This is a genomic window from Pantoea sp. X-Soil-ISGK-275 (assembly GCF_059730795.1).
The window spans coordinates 432323-445741 of the sequence record NZ_AP035977.1 but is presented as its reverse complement, the minus strand read 5'-3'; the positions used below and the strand labels follow the sequence as shown (position 1 = coordinate 445741).

Sequence of the window (13419 nt, the reverse complement as noted above, 5' to 3'; positions counted from 1 at the left end):
TATCAAACCATCAGAAAATCATCTGCCCGTAGCCACTTTACAGCTTCTCTGAGACGGGTCTTAAATGGCCGGGACAAATCACAGGAGAAGAAATTATGCGCATCGTACTTTGCTGTGCTGCAGGCATGTCCACCAGCATGCTGGTGAGCAAAATGCAGCACGCTGCTTTAGGTCGCGGTCTGGAGATCGATATCAAAGCTGTGCCGGTGGCGGAATTCGAACGTATTCTGCCGGATGCCGATGTCGTTCTGCTCGGCCCGCAGGTGCAGTTCGAAGCTGCCCGTCTTACCGCCATTGCCGCGCCGCAGGGCAAATCTGTCGCCGTCATCGACATGATGGATTACGGCATGATGCGTGGCGAACAGGTGCTTGATAAAGCGCTGGCGTTACACACCGCCTAACTGTCCGTTTTAACCCATCTAACCGACATTACACGGCTTGTGCTGTGGGGGATTTTGCATGTCTGAAATCGTGGCTATCGAGTTTGAAGAGGGAATTATGCTGCTGCTGGTGCAAGCCGGCGCAGCGCGCAGCGCGGCAATCAGCGCGCTGCGGCTGGCACGAGAAGGGCGCTTCAGCGAGGCGCAACAGCAGTTGGCGGCGGCGAGTGAAAGCATTAGTGCGGCGCACCAGCAGCAAACCGCGCTGATTGGTCTGGACGAAGGCAGCGGCAAGTTGCCCGTCACGCTGATTCTGGTCCATGCCCAGGATCATCTGATGAACGCCATGCTGATTCAGGATCTGGCAGGCGAAATCATTGAACTTTACCGCCGCACTGCGGCAGGAGGCACGAATGCTTAAGATGGCCATTATTGGTGGTGGCAGCAGCTATTCTCCGGAGTTGGTAGAAGGGATCATCAATCGTTATGCGCAGCTGCCGGTGACGGAACTGGCGCTGGTGGATGTCGAGCAGGGGCGTGAAAAGGTACATGTCATCGCCGATCTCACTCGCCGTATGCTGCAGCAAAATGGGCTGGAGCAGGTGAAAGTCAGCGTGCATTTTGAACTCGATGAAGCGATTCGCGGCGCCCGATTTGTGCTGACGCAGCTGCGAGTGGGTCAACTCGCCGCGCGTGCCGCAGACGAGCGCCTCGGGCTGAAATATGGACGACTCGGCCAGGAAACCACCGGCGTGGGCGGTTTTGCCAAAGCGCTGCGCACCATTCCGGTGATGCTTAACGTGGCGCGCAAAGTGGAAGAGCTGGCGCCAGATGCCTTTATCATCAACTTCACCAATCCGGCGGGGATGGTGACGGAAGCGGTGTCGCGCTACAGCAAGGCGAAAATTATCGGCCTGTGTAATGTGCCGGTGAATATGCACCACATGATTGCCGGCATGCTCGACGCGTCCTGGGATGAGGTGCAACTGCGCTTCGCCGGGCTCAATCATCTGGTATGGGTGCATCAGGTGACCTGTCGCGGCGAGGATGTCACTTCACAGGTGATTGAACAACTGTGCGATGGCCAATCGCTCACCATGAATAACATCAAAGATATGCCATGGTCGCCGCAGTTCCTGCGCGCGCTCAAGGCGATTCCGTGCCCGTATCATCGCTATTACTGGCAAACGCCGCAGATGCTGGCTGAAGAGCAGGAGAAAGCGCAAAACGGTCACGAAGGCACGCGCGCGGAGCAGGTAATGAAAGTGGAAGCCGAGCTGTTCGAGCTGTACGCCGATCCGCATCTGGCGCACAAACCTGAACAACTGAGTTTTCGTGGCGGCGCGTATTACTCCGAAGTGGCGGTTGAGCTGATCAGCGCGATTCATAACGACAGTGGCAACAATCTGGTGGTGAACTGCCGCAACAACGGCGCGATTCATGGTCTGCCGGATGATGCGGTGGTGGAAGTGAACTGCCTGGTAGATGCGCAAGGCGCGCATCCGCTGGTGTTTGGCGAGTTGCCGCCGCTGATGAATGGCCTGACGCAGCAGATCAAAGCGTTTGAACGTTTGACCATCGAAGCCGCCGTGCACGGCGATCGTCAGCAAGCGCTGCTGGCGCTGCTTGGCAATCCGTTAGTCGGTGATGTCGCGACCGCCGAAGCGTTGCTGGAAGAAGTGCTGACCCTTAATAAGCTGTGGTTGCCGCAGTTCGCCACGCCATAATCCGTTGCGCCACCGAGCCAGAGGAACACTTATGTCTAATCGTACTTTTATAGACCGTTATGTCTTGCCCGTCGCACTGAAAATTGCCGGTCAGAAGCATGTGCTCTCCGTGCGTGACGGCATCATTCTCAACATGCCTTTTATGCTGATTGGCAGCTTCTTCCTGATCTTCGCCTATCTGCCGATTCCAGCGTGGGGCCATTTGATGGCGGATCTGTTTGGCGACACGTGGCGCAACAAACTGCTTTATCCGGTGCGCGCCACCTACGACATCATGGCACTGATCTCCAGCTTCGGTATTGCCTACCGTTTGGCGGAGAAGTATCGCACGCTCGATCCGCTCACCAGCGGCGCGATGGCGTTAGTGGCATTTGTGATGACCATTCCGCAGCAGACGCTGTTTGCTCCGGTGGAAGGCGCGCCGACGCAGTTGGTCACCGGCGTGTTGCCGATTTCGCTGATTGGCAGCCAGGGCTTGTTCGTGGCTATCGTCATTGCACTGCTTTCCACTGAGATTTATCGCTTTGTGCATAACCGTAATCTGGTGATCAAGATGCCAGAAGGCGTGCCGCCAGCGGTGGCGAAATCCTTCCTCGCGCTGGTGCCGGGTTTCTGTGTGCTGGCAGTGGTGTTGATGCTTCGTCTGGCGGTGGAAGCCTCACCGTTCGGCGATATCAATAACCTGATTGCGACTGTGATTGGTCTGCCGATGCATCACGTCGGTGGCACGCTCCCCGGCATGATTTTCTCAGTGCTGCTGATTGGCATTCTCTGGACGCTTGGGCTGCACGGCGATGCAATAGTGCTGGTGTTTATTCAGCCGGTTTGGCTATCGAATATGAGTGAAAACCTTGAGGCGTTCCAGCATAACCAACCGATCCCGCACATCTTTACCCAGCAGTTTTACGATTTATGGATTGCGCCGGGCGGCACCGGCGCGCTGCTGGGATTGGTGATCTTTATGCTGATCCGCTCACGCAGTCGTCAGATGAAGCAGCTCGGTAAAATTGCCGCTCCAGCGGCGCTGTTCAACATCAGCGAACCATTGGTGTTCGGCATCCCGCTGGTGATGAACCCGTATTTGTTTCTGCCTTTCATCCTGACGCCGGTGGTGTTGGTGATTGTGTCATGGGCGGCGATGAGCACCGGTTTAGTGGCACCTCCAGCGGGCATTGCGCTGCCATTTACCACACCGATTTTCGTTAGCGGTTATCTGGCAACCGGCGGGCACATTTCTGGCACCGTATTGCAGGTGGTCAATCTGACGATTTCTCTGGTGATTTACTATCCGTTCTTCCGCGTCTGGGATCGACTGAAGTTCCGCGAGGAAGAAGCGAGCCTGCAGCAAGCGAAAGTGGTAAGCGAAGCGGTAACGTCTTGAATTAATAGGCAGAAGCGCATGAATGTGTGCTTCTGCCTCTCAGAAATTGGTTGCCCGAAATGCAAATTAATCACGGGAAAGGACTAATTTACAATTCTCTTTGAGGTCTAACTATCACGCAACTGACTGTTATTGCTGATTTTATTTCAAATGATTAAATTTAAAACGTTTTTCCTAAAAGAAAATTCTGTACTCTTATTACACCTTTGTATATTTTTGTCGGCAAGCAGTGATGAGACAACTATCCCACTGAAATTTACGCATTCAATCATTAACCTCAGCAGGCTCTCTTGATAGATTTTTTTTCTAAAATTAATAACAACCTCTTTTTATTAAACTCAATCAGTTTAGTTAGATCTCTATTGGTCTTTCTTTTCAGACCATTCCATTAATCTTAACACCACTAAATAAAATGCTGGCACTAATGTCGCCAGGGGAAATGCATGCAAAAAATGAATATCAGTACCGATTTTATCGCCTATTTTAATTGCGGTTCTGCACAGCTAAAATCTGAGGCCGAAATATTGGGTTCAGTCATTACGGCGATCATAAAAGACAAAAAAACTGTTACTAATAAAAGCATTATCGCCTATCTGCTGGCAGAACTTGAGAGCACCAATGATGTGATTTTCCAGGATTGCTTGCGTAATACCCTGCAAATCGTGCTCGGAAAGACGCCAGACGATGATGGATTTTCAGGCTAAGATATTCTCCCATTAATAGGATTATCAGTATTAAACTGGTTTTCAATTTCAAAAGTTCAGGAATTATCTGACAGTATTAAACCTTGAGAAAAGCGTTATAATGACTGGACCGACCAGAATAATCTGGCACACAGATAAATCCATCAACAAGTGATATTTTATGAATTACAGCAATTTTTCTGCAAAAGTGAGTTTCTGGCCAAATATGCATTTCACCGCAATAGAAATTCAGCAGTGCGGCGATCTCTATGAGATATATGCCACGGATATTTCCCGTCTCGCTAAAAGTAAGCTTTTCGTGGGGCGTACCCATGATCAACATCTGGCAGATTCCTACGCCAAACAGTTCGAAGAATGGCTGCCAAAAGTAAACCGTGAAATGAAGCTGCGAGAAATTACGCCTTTAGCCAGAAACACAGCTTCCTCGCGGATAAACCATCAAACAGAACTTGAAATTCTGCCGGGCTATTTGCACAACCAACGTGGGATGTAAAAATCTGCGAGCCATTACAGGCTGATTATTGGTCTCCTGCCATGAATGGCTTTTGCTTGTCAGCATGACACAGGTTTCCCAACGATAAATTCGCACAATGGAAAGCTTCTCTTTCCAGTGCGAGGAATGGTTGTGGACAACATTAAAGTCGGACTTTTTGGTATCGGACTTGAAACCTACTGGCCACAGTTTGCTGGGCTCAAGGAGCAACTTGAGCACTATCTTGCTGTGGTATCCCGGCGGCTACGAACTTACAACGCTGAGACTGTGGATGCCGGCCTGATCGATAACAGTGAGAAAACCGAGCAGGCGACGCAATTGTTCTCTAAGGAGAATGTTGACGTTGTGGTGTTATACATCACCACCTATGCGCTCAGTTCTACCGTGCTTCCTCTGGTGCAAAGCCTTAACAAGCCGGTTCTGATTTTGGCGTTGCAGCCGGAAATGTCGGTGCCTTGTCAGTAAATCAATCTACTCACCAAGCGCGAAGACCGCACCGGCCAATGGCTGGCGCACTGAAATATCCAGGCAGCCCGAATTACGTAAGGATATCCAGCAAAGCCGCCCTCTGAAATAAAATCTTACTCACTCAATGGTTAAATCGTATACGTTCAACCAGACCATTGCTTTCGCATTCTAAAAAACTAAACCAGGCTAAATAATTCATCGTTATTAATGGGCCAGTTTATTGGATATAAGTGAGGAAGGAATGGATTTTGTACAACGTACCATCCAGTTAGCCATGAAGAATGTTGAAGAGGGCGGTCGCCCGTTTGCAACGGTCATTGTCCGTGATGGCAAGGTGATCGCTGAAAGCGCGAACCGCGTAGCTCAGACCAACGATCCCACCGCTCATGCTGAAATTCTGGCCATTCGCGAAGCCTGCCGCGAAACAGGCAGCGAAAATCTCACCGACTGCGACATTTATATTCTCGCCAGCCCATGTCCAATGTGCTTAGGCGCGCTTTATTATTGCAGTCCAAAGCAAGTTATTTACATCACTAAACGCGAGGAGTATTCAACCTATTATCGCGACGACCGCAAATACTTTGAACTTGACACTTTCTACGACGAATACAGTAAACCGATTGAACAACGTCGTTTGCCGATGAAATATGATCCACGACCTCAGGCATTAGATGTGTATAAAAGTTGGCAAATATTAAATAAGTAATAAAGGATATTCACGCGCAGCCCGTGCTGCGCGTTGCCCCGGTAATGAACGCTGCTCAAACCGCTCTACCGGCATATACATGCGCCTTCTCTACTTGTCGATGCTGATTTCAGCACTCAAGAGTACAAATGCAAAAACGTAAATCAGGAACTTAGGAACGGGCGGTCTGGAAGTCTCTATCCTGGAGTTTGGTTGCATAGGACTAAAATTTGGATATGGCGCAGCATTGGATTTCGATGAAAATATTGGCGGCGCGGCGTTAACGCTTAGTGCGGCGGATATTACAGAGATTGAAACATTACTGGCAAAAATGCCGGTGATCGGCCACCGCTACTTAGCGCAGATGCAGGCAACCATCAATCGCTGATCGCCAAAGCGGTTGTAATGCGTGAGTCGAGCTGCCTGCTGGCGCAGGCAGCTCAGGTTATTACTTAGATTGCTGCTGTTTACTATCTTCTTCTTTCTGCTTTTTATTCGCCATATGATGACCAACGGCACAACCGGCGGCCGCGCCAGCCACGCCGTGATGCGCCATGTGGCCCGCAACACCGCCGACTACCGCACCTTTAATACAGCCCTTGGCTTCAACCTGAGAAGTGACCGACAGCAACACGCCCGCAGTCAATACAATCAGAGAAAATTTACGCATTGGTTTACTTCCTTATTCATTATCGACATGCTGATTGTAGTTATCCTCGGTGAACTTAACGTATTAAACTGTAAGCAAAAATATCTTTATGCCATAAAGGTTTTAACAAAAATGATCACATCATCAGCAGGCATTTTAATCCTCGCGGCAGGTCAAGGTTCGCGCTATATCGCCAGCGGCGGCAGCGGTAATAAATTGCTTGCCAGCATGGGCGATGAGGCGAAGTCGGTGATTGAAACCGTCATCGAACAGGCGAAGCTGAGCGAATTGCCGGTAGCGCTGGTGACGCGTCCAGATTATCTGGCGGTGCGAGAACATGCTGAACGCGCGGGCGTGCAGCTTGTGCTGTGTGAAAGCGGCGGCAGCGGTGAATCGATTGCGGCGGGCGTAGCGATGACCGATCGCTGGAATGGATGGATCATTACGCTGGGTGATATGCCGTGGCTAACGGCGGCGCATCATCGGCGAGTCAATGAGGCGCTGGAGCAGGGCGCGGCGCAGGTTCGTTTTACTTACAAAGGAAAACCCGGCCATCCGGTCGGGTTTGATCGGCGCTACGCTGAGGCGTTACGCCATTTGCACGGCGATGAGGGCGCCAGAGCGCTGCTGGATGCGCGCTTACTGGTCACCCTTGAAGCGGATGCCGATGTGCACCTTGATATTGATGTGTTAGCTAAACCACGTTGAGCCGGGCCGCCGCGACATCGGCAACAATTGACAATGCCAGCGTGCGAGCATCTCTCGCCTGCGCAAAGATGCCAATCGGCGCTTTGATGCGGGCAATCTCATCTTCCCTAAATCCCAGCGACAGCAGTTTCTCAACGCGCGTTGCATGCGTGCGTAGGCTGCCTAATGCACCGATATAGAAGGGCGCAGAACGCAGTGCCGCCAGCAGCACCGGCAGTTCACGATCCAGATCGTGATAGAGCAAAATCACCGCCGTGAAGGGATCGAGATTCTGCGTCTGCACATCCTCGCCGGATAGCACTTCGTAGCCGGCGGCCTGCGCAATGGATGTGGTCGCTAGCGCTTCGACTGAACGTCCATATACCGCGACACGCGTTTTTGGCAGATAGCGAGTGATAAAGGCATCATCCTGCCAGCCGGATATCTCAGCGTAATCCGCGCTAGCCAGCCGTTGAAACTTCGGCAAATAGCACAGCGCAGCGGGTTGCCGCTTTGCCAGCAGATCCAGCACGTTTCTCAACGGCTGCGCATCTCGTAGCCGATGGAAAGCCAGCGTGATCCCACCACCACAGGGCAGCACAATATCCAGATAAGGCGATCCTTCGCCATAGCGTACAACGCGATCTTTTCCGCTGGCGATAACCTGCAACGCTTCGTAAGCAGCCGCTGCTTCTACGCAGCCGCCGGAAACATAGCCGCAATAGCGGCCATCTTCCCGCACCACCATTTGCGCACCCAAGGCGCGCGCCGCGCCGCCGCGGATTTCAACCAGGGTGATCAACACGACGGCGAAATCCGCCTCCATTGCTTCTAATGCAAAGCGCAGAATGGTTTCGCTGTCATCGGTCTGCAAAGCCTGCTGCGGCTTAATCTGCGGTTGCAGATCGTCATCAATCAGTAGCTGCTGCACTGCGCTTCTCCTCAGCGTTAGACAAGGGCGGGCAAGCCTTTAAGTAACTTATCCAGCGTGACCGGATAGTCACGCACGCGCACCCCGGTGGCGTTGTAAATGGCATTGGCGATTGCCGCGCTGACGCCGCACAAGCCCAGTTCACCGACGCCTTTGGCTTTCATCGGTGATGAGATGGGATCGGTGTCATCAAGGAAAATCACCTCCTGCTGCGGGATATCGGCGTGAACCGGCACTTCGTAGCCCGCCATATCGTGGTTGACGAAATACCCGAGGCGCTCATCGACGAACAGTTCCTCCATCAACGCGCCACCTAGGCCCATCGTCATAGCGCCAATCACCTGACTGCGCGCGGTTTTGGGATTGAGAATGCGTCCGGCGGCACAAACCGCCAGCATGCGCCGCACACGCACTTCGCCGGTGGCGACATCCACGCCGACTTCGATGAAGTGTCCGGCGAAAGTGGATTGCTGATATTGCTCGTCAAGATCGCCAAACTCGATGGTATCTTCCACGGTGATGATGGCTTCGGCGGCGGCCTGGGCGAGCGTCGCGCTCTGGTTGCCGTCATGCACCTGACCCTCGCTGAAGGTGGCGCGTTGCGCGTCAAAGCCCAGTTTGCTGGCGACCGCTTCACGCAATTTCACGCAGGCGGCGTAAACGCCGGAGGTTGAGGTGTTCGCGCCCCATTGGCCGCCGGAACCGGCAGAAACCGGGAAGTCAGAATCGCCTAAGCGAACCACCACGCGCTCAATCGGCACGCCCATCATCTCCGCCGCGGTTTGTGCGAGGATGGTGTAGCTGCCGGTGCCGATGTCGGTCATGTCGGTTTCAACGGTGATGATGCCTTTACCATCCAGATGCACGCGCGCACCGGAAGACGTCACCATGTTGTTACGAAAGCCCGCTGCAACGCCCATGCCGACCAACCAGCGCCCATCCTTAACCATCGCCGGTTTAGCGTTGCGACCTGACCAGCCAAACCGCTCGGCGCCGGTGTTCAAACACTCAACCAACTGACGTCGGGAGAAAGGGCGCTCGGGTTTGGCCGGATCGACCTGCGTATCATTGAGAATGCGGAAAGCGATGGGATCGATCCCGACTTTTTCCGCCATTTCATCGATGGCAATCTCCAGCGCCATCAATCCCGGCGCTTCGCCCGGTGCGCGCATGGCGTTACCTTCAGGTAGATCCAGCGTGGCCAGTCGTAATCCGGTAAAGCGGTTAGCACCGGCGTAAAGCAGTTCCGTCTGCTGCACGGCAGTTTCCGGTGTGCCATCCGGCAAATTACCGGACCAGCTTTCATGCGCGATGGCCTGAATCTTACCGGATTGATCGGTGCCGATGCGGATGTGCTGAATGGTGGCCGGTCGATGCGTGGTGTTATTGGCGATGAGTGGCCGAGGCAGCATCACTTTGACCGGACGCTGAACGGCGCGCGCGCCCAACGCAGCTAACACCGCATCGCTGCGCAGGAACAGCTTGCCGCCAAAGCCGCCGCCGATATAAGGCGACACGATGCGGATCTTTTCCATCGGCATGTTGAGCGTGGCGGCCAGATCGGTGCGGCACCAGTCGATCATCTGATTCGAGGTCCAGACGGTGAGTTTGTCACCTTGCCATGTTGCCATCGAGGCGTGCGGTTCCATCGCGGTATGACTCTGGTCCGGCGTGGTGTAGTGCGCATCTAAGTTGACGTCAGACGCAGCAAACGCAGCGGCGAAATCACCCACGGCCTTGTCAGGCGTGTCTTCGGGAGAGGAAGTGACCCCCGGCTTTTGCTGCGCGAGATTATAAACACCGTGCTCTCGCTGATAATCCACCTTGACTAAACTCGCCGCGGCACGCGCCTGCTCAAACGTCTCGGCAATCACCAATGCGACCGCCTGATGATAGTGTTCGATGGTATCTTCAGCCAACAAACGGGCCGTATTTTTATCGCCTTTACCCAGTTTTCCTGCGTTGTTAGCTGTCACCACCGTTAAGACGCCCGGCGCATTTTGCGCGGCTTGCACATCAATGGCGGTGATTTTCCCTTTGGCGATCGGCGCGCCGACCACATAGCCGTACGCCGCGTCGGGCGCTTCGTTATGCCATTCGTAAGCGTAATGCGCCTGGCCGGAGGTTTTCAGCGGTCCGTCGATACGATTAAGTGGTTGACCGACCACTTTGAGCTGATCAATCGGATTATTGCCTGCGGGTTTTTCGAATTTCATCAGTTATCCCCTCGCTTCTGCCAATACGGAAGCGAGCGTGCGCTGCGCCAGAATGATTTTGAACGCGTTTTCAGCGGTGGGTTGTGCCGTGGCAAACAGCCGAACGCTCACCGCCTTAGCGCCCTGAATCACCGCGTTATCCGCCTCTTCCAGCCGCCACGGCTGATGTGCCACGCCACCGAGCGCCACGCGACCGGAGTTATCCGGCTGAATGATGGCGGCGACCGAGACCAGCGCAAAAGCGTAGGAGGCGCGATCGCGCACCTTACGGTAAATGTGTGTGCCGCCCAGCGGTGCCGGCAGTGAAACCGCAACAATCAGCTCGCCAGGATTGAGCACGGTTTCCAGATGCGGCGTGTTGCCAGGCGCGCGATAGAATTCAGCAATCGGGATGTTGCGCTCACTGCCATCCGGGCTGACCGTTTCTACCACCGCATCCAGCAAACGCATCGCCACTGCCATATCGCTCGGGTGGGTGGCGATACAGTCTTGACTGGTACCGACCACCGCATGCTGGCGACTAAAGCCGTCCAGCGCCGCGCAGCCGCTGCCGGGCAAACGTTTGTTGCACGGTTGGTTGGTATCATAGAAGTAGGGACAACGCGTACGCTGCAGCAAATTTCCTGCGGTGGTCGCCTGATTACGCAACTGACCGGAAGCGCCAGCCACTAACGCGCGTGACAGCACGCCATAATCGCGGCGAACGCGCGCATCGGCCGCCAGATCGGTGTTACGCACCAGTGCGCCGATGCGTAATCCGCCATCCGCCGTGGCTTCGATTTTGTCCAGCTCAAGGCCATTCACATCAATAAGATGTGCGGGTGTTTCAATCTCCAGCTTCATCAGGTCGAGCAAATTGGTGCCGCCCGCGATGAATTTGGCATTGGTATGTTGCAGGGCGCTGGTAGCGGCTTCGGCCGGGGTTTTTACCCGCTGATAGGTGAAGGCTTTCATGATTCCAGGCCCTCCGCGTAATCTTCTATCGCCGCAAGAATGTTGGAATAGGCCCCGCAACGACAGATATTGCCACTCATACGCTCGCGGATTTCATCCGCGGTGAGTTGCGGTGCGGAGACTAAATCGTGGGTGACGTGGCTGGGAATGCCCGCTTTGATCTCTTCCAGCACCGCCATCGAGGAACAGATTTGCCCCGGCGTGCAGTAGCCGCACTGGTAACCATCATGCTTAATGAATGCCGCCTGCAAGGGATGCAGCTCGTCAGGATTTCCCAAACCTTCAATAGTGGTAATTTCCGCATCCTGCTGCATCACGGCGAGCGTCAGGCACGAATTGATGCGACGACCGTTGACCATCACCGTACAGGCGCCGCATTGACCGTGATCGCAGCCTTTTTTGGTGCCGGTCAGATGCAGGTGCTCACGCAACGCATCCAGCAGCGTGGTGCGGGTATCCACATCTAATTGCTGCTGTATGCCGTTGACTTTGAAGCTGATTGGCAACATTGCAGGCGCGGGTGTTGTTAAGTGTTGGCTGCTCATGCCAAACCTCCAGTAAAAGGGTGAAATGTTGAGGTACAACTTATTTTTGTATGGTTTTAGAAGGGTAAGCATAGTCGGCATCTGCAAAAGCACTATCGGCAATCACTGAATGGGTTTATGAGCGAGAGTAATAAAAGCAGGTAGGGGCGGTTAAATGGGAGTGAAAAGCCTATGACAAAATGGGGTCACGATGACATCGATATAAATCCAACATAGTGTGTTTTATTGGCCTCAAGTGGCTTTTACACCCAATATGTTGGATTTAAGTTTGTCTTAGACGAGCTGTTGTTCCAAAAAGGCGATGAACGCTCTTACCTTGGAATTTAGCGCCGAACGCTCGTTAACACAGGCATAAATATTCATTGGCAAAGCCGCAACATCGCTTTTATCTCCTTGATCTGAGTGGAACAAAGCTATGAGTTGGCCCCGCTCAATCAACGGTTGAGCGATAAAACTCGCCAGCCGGGCAATGCCACCGCCGTTTTCGGCGATTTTCGCAATGATATCAATATCGTCACTGATGAACTCTGGATTGAGCTTTGCGTTCACCGGCTGGCCGTTGACCATAAACGTCCACGGAAGAAAGCGTCCATCGGTTGGATAGCGGAAAACTAAACATGCGTGCTGGCTCAGCTCTTCAGGCATTTTAGGAATGCCCGCGCGCGCCAGATAAGCGGGTGCAGCGCAGAAAATAAAGGGTAATGAGGCAATTTTACGGGCGATGAGTTGATCGTTTAGTTGCGCCTCAATACGAATACTGACGTCGACGCCTTCTAAACGGTGATCGACATTGCGGTCGGTACTGATCAGTTCGATATCAATATCGGGGTAAGTTTGTTTAAAAGCGGGCATCAGCGGGGCAAGAACGTGTCTGCCAAAAGCGGCCGTAGTGGCGATGCAAAGTGAGCCCTGCGGTTTGGTTTCAATCGCCGCAGCCTGCGAGGCAAGGTCAATGTCCTGGGGAATATGTCGGACTTTTTCAAAGTAGCGTTTACCGCTCTCGGTTAACGTCATACTGCGGGTGGTGCGTGATAACAATCGCACGCCTAAATGTGTCTCCAGACGCGCAACGCTCTGGCTGACCGCCGCTGGACTCATTCCTTTCGCGCGCGCGGCGGCGGCAATGCTGCCGTTTTCCACTACGCGGATAAACGTGTTAATCAATCCCAGTAAGTCCATACATCCCTCATTATGCGATTCGTTGCTTTTACTTAATAATGATTAAAGCAGCAGTGTTCTACCCGCATCATGATTCGCTTGATAGGTTACCGGCTGTTTTGCTTAAACTGACTAAACAGGATAGCGTTATGACAGCAGCCATTGAGAAAAATACCGCACGCAGACGCCTGCCAAAACATGTTTCACCTTACATCTTTGCGCTTTACATGGCGACCATCATGGCGTTTCTGATGAGCCTGGTCATCACCTTCGCCGAATTTGGTATTAGCCCGCATTATATGGAAAATGTGATGAATGCATATCAAGTTGCGATGCCAGCAGCTTTTGTTTGCATACTCGTGGTACGCCCGATTGTGGTCCGGTTAGTCGGGTTGACGGTGCAAGGTCATTGAAGGGTTTGCAACTCGCTCGTGTCAGTTC

Annotated in this window: 17 protein-coding genes; 11 read left to right on the top strand and 6 right to left on the bottom strand. The window is 53.2% G+C overall.

Features of this window, described 5'->3' with window-relative positions; all coding sequences use genetic code 11:
* Positions 1-92 precede the first annotated feature (92 nt).
* From AC6I8A_RS21455 to AC6I8A_RS21415, 9 genes are all read left to right on the top strand, one after another.
* Positions 93-401 carry a PTS sugar transporter subunit IIB gene (locus tag AC6I8A_RS21455; protein WP_061719412.1) on the top strand — a complete coding sequence of 103 codons (309 nt, stop codon included), beginning with the start codon at positions 93-95 and terminating at the stop codon, positions 399-401.
* A gap of 58 nt (positions 402-459) precedes the next feature.
* A complete protein-coding gene (locus AC6I8A_RS21450; protein ID WP_256698694.1) occupies positions 460-801 on the top strand; it encodes a PTS lactose/cellobiose transporter subunit IIA in 342 nt (113 codons plus the stop codon).
* Positions 794-2107, top strand: a complete 1314-nt coding sequence (locus AC6I8A_RS21445; protein WP_497819136.1) for a 6-phospho-beta-glucosidase — start codon at positions 794-796, stop codon at positions 2105-2107. Before AC6I8A_RS21450 ends, AC6I8A_RS21445 begins: the two co-directional genes overlap by 8 nt.
* Positions 2108-2138: 31 nt before the next feature.
* Positions 2139-3488, top strand: a complete 1350-nt coding sequence (gene celB / locus AC6I8A_RS21440; protein ID WP_312182011.1) for a PTS cellobiose transporter subunit IIC — start codon at positions 2139-2141, stop codon at positions 3486-3488.
* Between the two features lie 443 nt (positions 3489-3931).
* Positions 3932-4192, top strand: coding sequence for a biofilm/acid-resistance regulator YmgB/AriR (locus AC6I8A_RS21435; protein WP_256698696.1), 261 nt, complete (start codon positions 3932-3934; stop codon positions 4190-4192).
* A 160-nt stretch (positions 4193-4352) separates the two neighbouring features.
* Positions 4353-4685: a hypothetical protein gene (locus AC6I8A_RS21430; protein ID WP_256698697.1), complete on the top strand. Its 333-nt coding sequence runs from the start codon at positions 4353-4355 to the stop codon at positions 4683-4685.
* 132 nt (positions 4686-4817) lie between these two features.
* Positions 4818-5150, top strand: coding sequence for a hypothetical protein (locus tag AC6I8A_RS21425; RefSeq protein ID WP_497819135.1), 333 nt, complete (start codon positions 4818-4820; stop codon positions 5148-5150).
* Positions 5151-5394: 244 nt separating this feature from the next.
* Entirely contained in the window at positions 5395-5859 is a 465-nt protein-coding gene (locus tag AC6I8A_RS21420; protein ID WP_497819134.1) for a nucleoside deaminase, read from the top strand.
* Between the two features lie 226 nt (positions 5860-6085).
* Positions 6086-6226: a hypothetical protein gene (locus AC6I8A_RS21415; RefSeq protein ID WP_265296730.1), complete on the top strand. Its 141-nt coding sequence runs from the start codon at positions 6086-6088 to the stop codon at positions 6224-6226.
* A gap of 60 nt (positions 6227-6286) precedes the next feature.
* On the opposite strand, the gene AC6I8A_RS21410 is transcribed toward AC6I8A_RS21415, so the two are convergent.
* A complete protein-coding gene (locus AC6I8A_RS21410; protein WP_008106155.1) occupies positions 6287-6508 on the bottom strand; it encodes a hypothetical protein in 222 nt (73 codons plus the stop codon).
* A 111-nt stretch (positions 6509-6619) separates the two neighbouring features.
* Between AC6I8A_RS21410 and AC6I8A_RS21405 the strand changes: the two genes are divergently transcribed.
* Positions 6620-7195, top strand: coding sequence for a nucleotidyltransferase family protein (locus tag AC6I8A_RS21405; protein ID WP_497819133.1), 576 nt, complete (start codon positions 6620-6622; stop codon positions 7193-7195).
* Here AC6I8A_RS21405 and AC6I8A_RS21400 read toward each other — a convergent pair.
* The 5 genes from AC6I8A_RS21400 to AC6I8A_RS21380 all read right to left on the bottom strand — a co-directional run bounded on the left by AC6I8A_RS21400 (position 7182) and on the right by AC6I8A_RS21380 (position 12999).
* Positions 7182-8105 carry an XdhC family protein gene (locus tag AC6I8A_RS21400; RefSeq protein ID WP_497819132.1) on the bottom strand — a complete coding sequence of 308 codons (924 nt, stop codon included), beginning with the start codon at positions 8103-8105 and terminating at the stop codon, positions 7182-7184. The two genes, AC6I8A_RS21405 and AC6I8A_RS21400, sit on opposite strands and share 14 nt — an antisense overlap.
* Positions 8106-8122: 17 nt before the next feature.
* Positions 8123-10321 carry an aldehyde oxidoreductase molybdenum-binding subunit PaoC gene (paoC, locus tag AC6I8A_RS21395; RefSeq protein WP_293793711.1) on the bottom strand — a complete coding sequence of 733 codons (2199 nt, stop codon included), beginning with the start codon at positions 10319-10321 and terminating at the stop codon, positions 8123-8125.
* Between the two features lie 3 nt (positions 10322-10324).
* A complete protein-coding gene (locus tag AC6I8A_RS21390; protein WP_497819131.1) occupies positions 10325-11275 on the bottom strand; it encodes an FAD binding domain-containing protein in 951 nt (316 codons plus the stop codon).
* Complete coding sequence (gene paoA, locus AC6I8A_RS21385) at positions 11272-11820, bottom strand: aldehyde dehydrogenase iron-sulfur subunit PaoA (RefSeq protein ID WP_436332164.1); 549 nt, start codon at positions 11818-11820, stop codon at positions 11272-11274. The genes AC6I8A_RS21390 and paoA overlap by 4 nt, the downstream gene beginning before the upstream one ends.
* A gap of 273 nt (positions 11821-12093) precedes the next feature.
* On the bottom strand, positions 12094-12999 hold the full coding sequence (locus tag AC6I8A_RS21380) for a LysR family transcriptional regulator (protein ID WP_256698706.1): 906 nt from the start codon (positions 12997-12999) through the stop codon (positions 12094-12096).
* A 128-nt stretch (positions 13000-13127) separates the two neighbouring features.
* Here AC6I8A_RS21380 and AC6I8A_RS21375 point away from each other — a divergent pair, with 128 nt between their 5' ends.
* Positions 13128-13391, top strand: coding sequence for a DUF2798 domain-containing protein (locus AC6I8A_RS21375; RefSeq protein ID WP_497819130.1), 264 nt, complete (start codon positions 13128-13130; stop codon positions 13389-13391).
* Positions 13392-13419 lie beyond the last annotated feature (28 nt).

Excerpts from the sequence above, each read along its gene's own strand:
- AC6I8A_RS21450 (WP_256698694.1), top strand. The coding sequence starts at position 460 with ATGTCTGAAATCGTGGCTATCGAGTTTGAAGAGGGAATTATGCTGCTG.
- AC6I8A_RS21445 (WP_497819136.1), top strand. The coding sequence starts at position 794 with ATGCTTAAGATGGCCATTATTGGTGGTGGCAGCAGCTATTCTCCGGAG.
- celB (WP_312182011.1), top strand. The coding sequence starts at position 2,139 with ATGTCTAATCGTACTTTTATAGACCGTTATGTCTTGCCCGTCGCACTG.
- AC6I8A_RS21435 (WP_256698696.1), top strand. The coding sequence starts at position 3,932 with ATGCAAAAAATGAATATCAGTACCGATTTTATCGCCTATTTTAATTGC.
- AC6I8A_RS21430 (WP_256698697.1), top strand. The coding sequence starts at position 4,353 with ATGAATTACAGCAATTTTTCTGCAAAAGTGAGTTTCTGGCCAAATATG.
- AC6I8A_RS21420 (WP_497819134.1), top strand. The coding sequence starts at position 5,395 with ATGGATTTTGTACAACGTACCATCCAGTTAGCCATGAAGAATGTTGAA.
- AC6I8A_RS21410 (WP_008106155.1), bottom strand. The coding sequence starts at position 6,508 with ATGCGTAAATTTTCTCTGATTGTATTGACTGCGGGCGTGTTGCTGTCG.
- AC6I8A_RS21405 (WP_497819133.1), top strand. The coding sequence starts at position 6,620 with ATGATCACATCATCAGCAGGCATTTTAATCCTCGCGGCAGGTCAAGGT.
- paoC (WP_293793711.1), bottom strand. The coding sequence starts at position 10,321 with ATGAAATTCGAAAAACCCGCAGGCAATAATCCGATTGATCAGCTCAAA.
- AC6I8A_RS21390 (WP_497819131.1), bottom strand. The coding sequence starts at position 11,275 with ATGAAAGCCTTCACCTATCAGCGGGTAAAAACCCCGGCCGAAGCCGCT.
- paoA (WP_436332164.1), bottom strand. The coding sequence starts at position 11,820 with ATGAGCAGCCAACACTTAACAACACCCGCGCCTGCAATGTTGCCAATC.
- AC6I8A_RS21380 (WP_256698706.1), bottom strand. The coding sequence starts at position 12,999 with ATGGACTTACTGGGATTGATTAACACGTTTATCCGCGTAGTGGAAAAC.
- AC6I8A_RS21375 (WP_497819130.1), top strand. The coding sequence starts at position 13,128 with ATGACAGCAGCCATTGAGAAAAATACCGCACGCAGACGCCTGCCAAAA.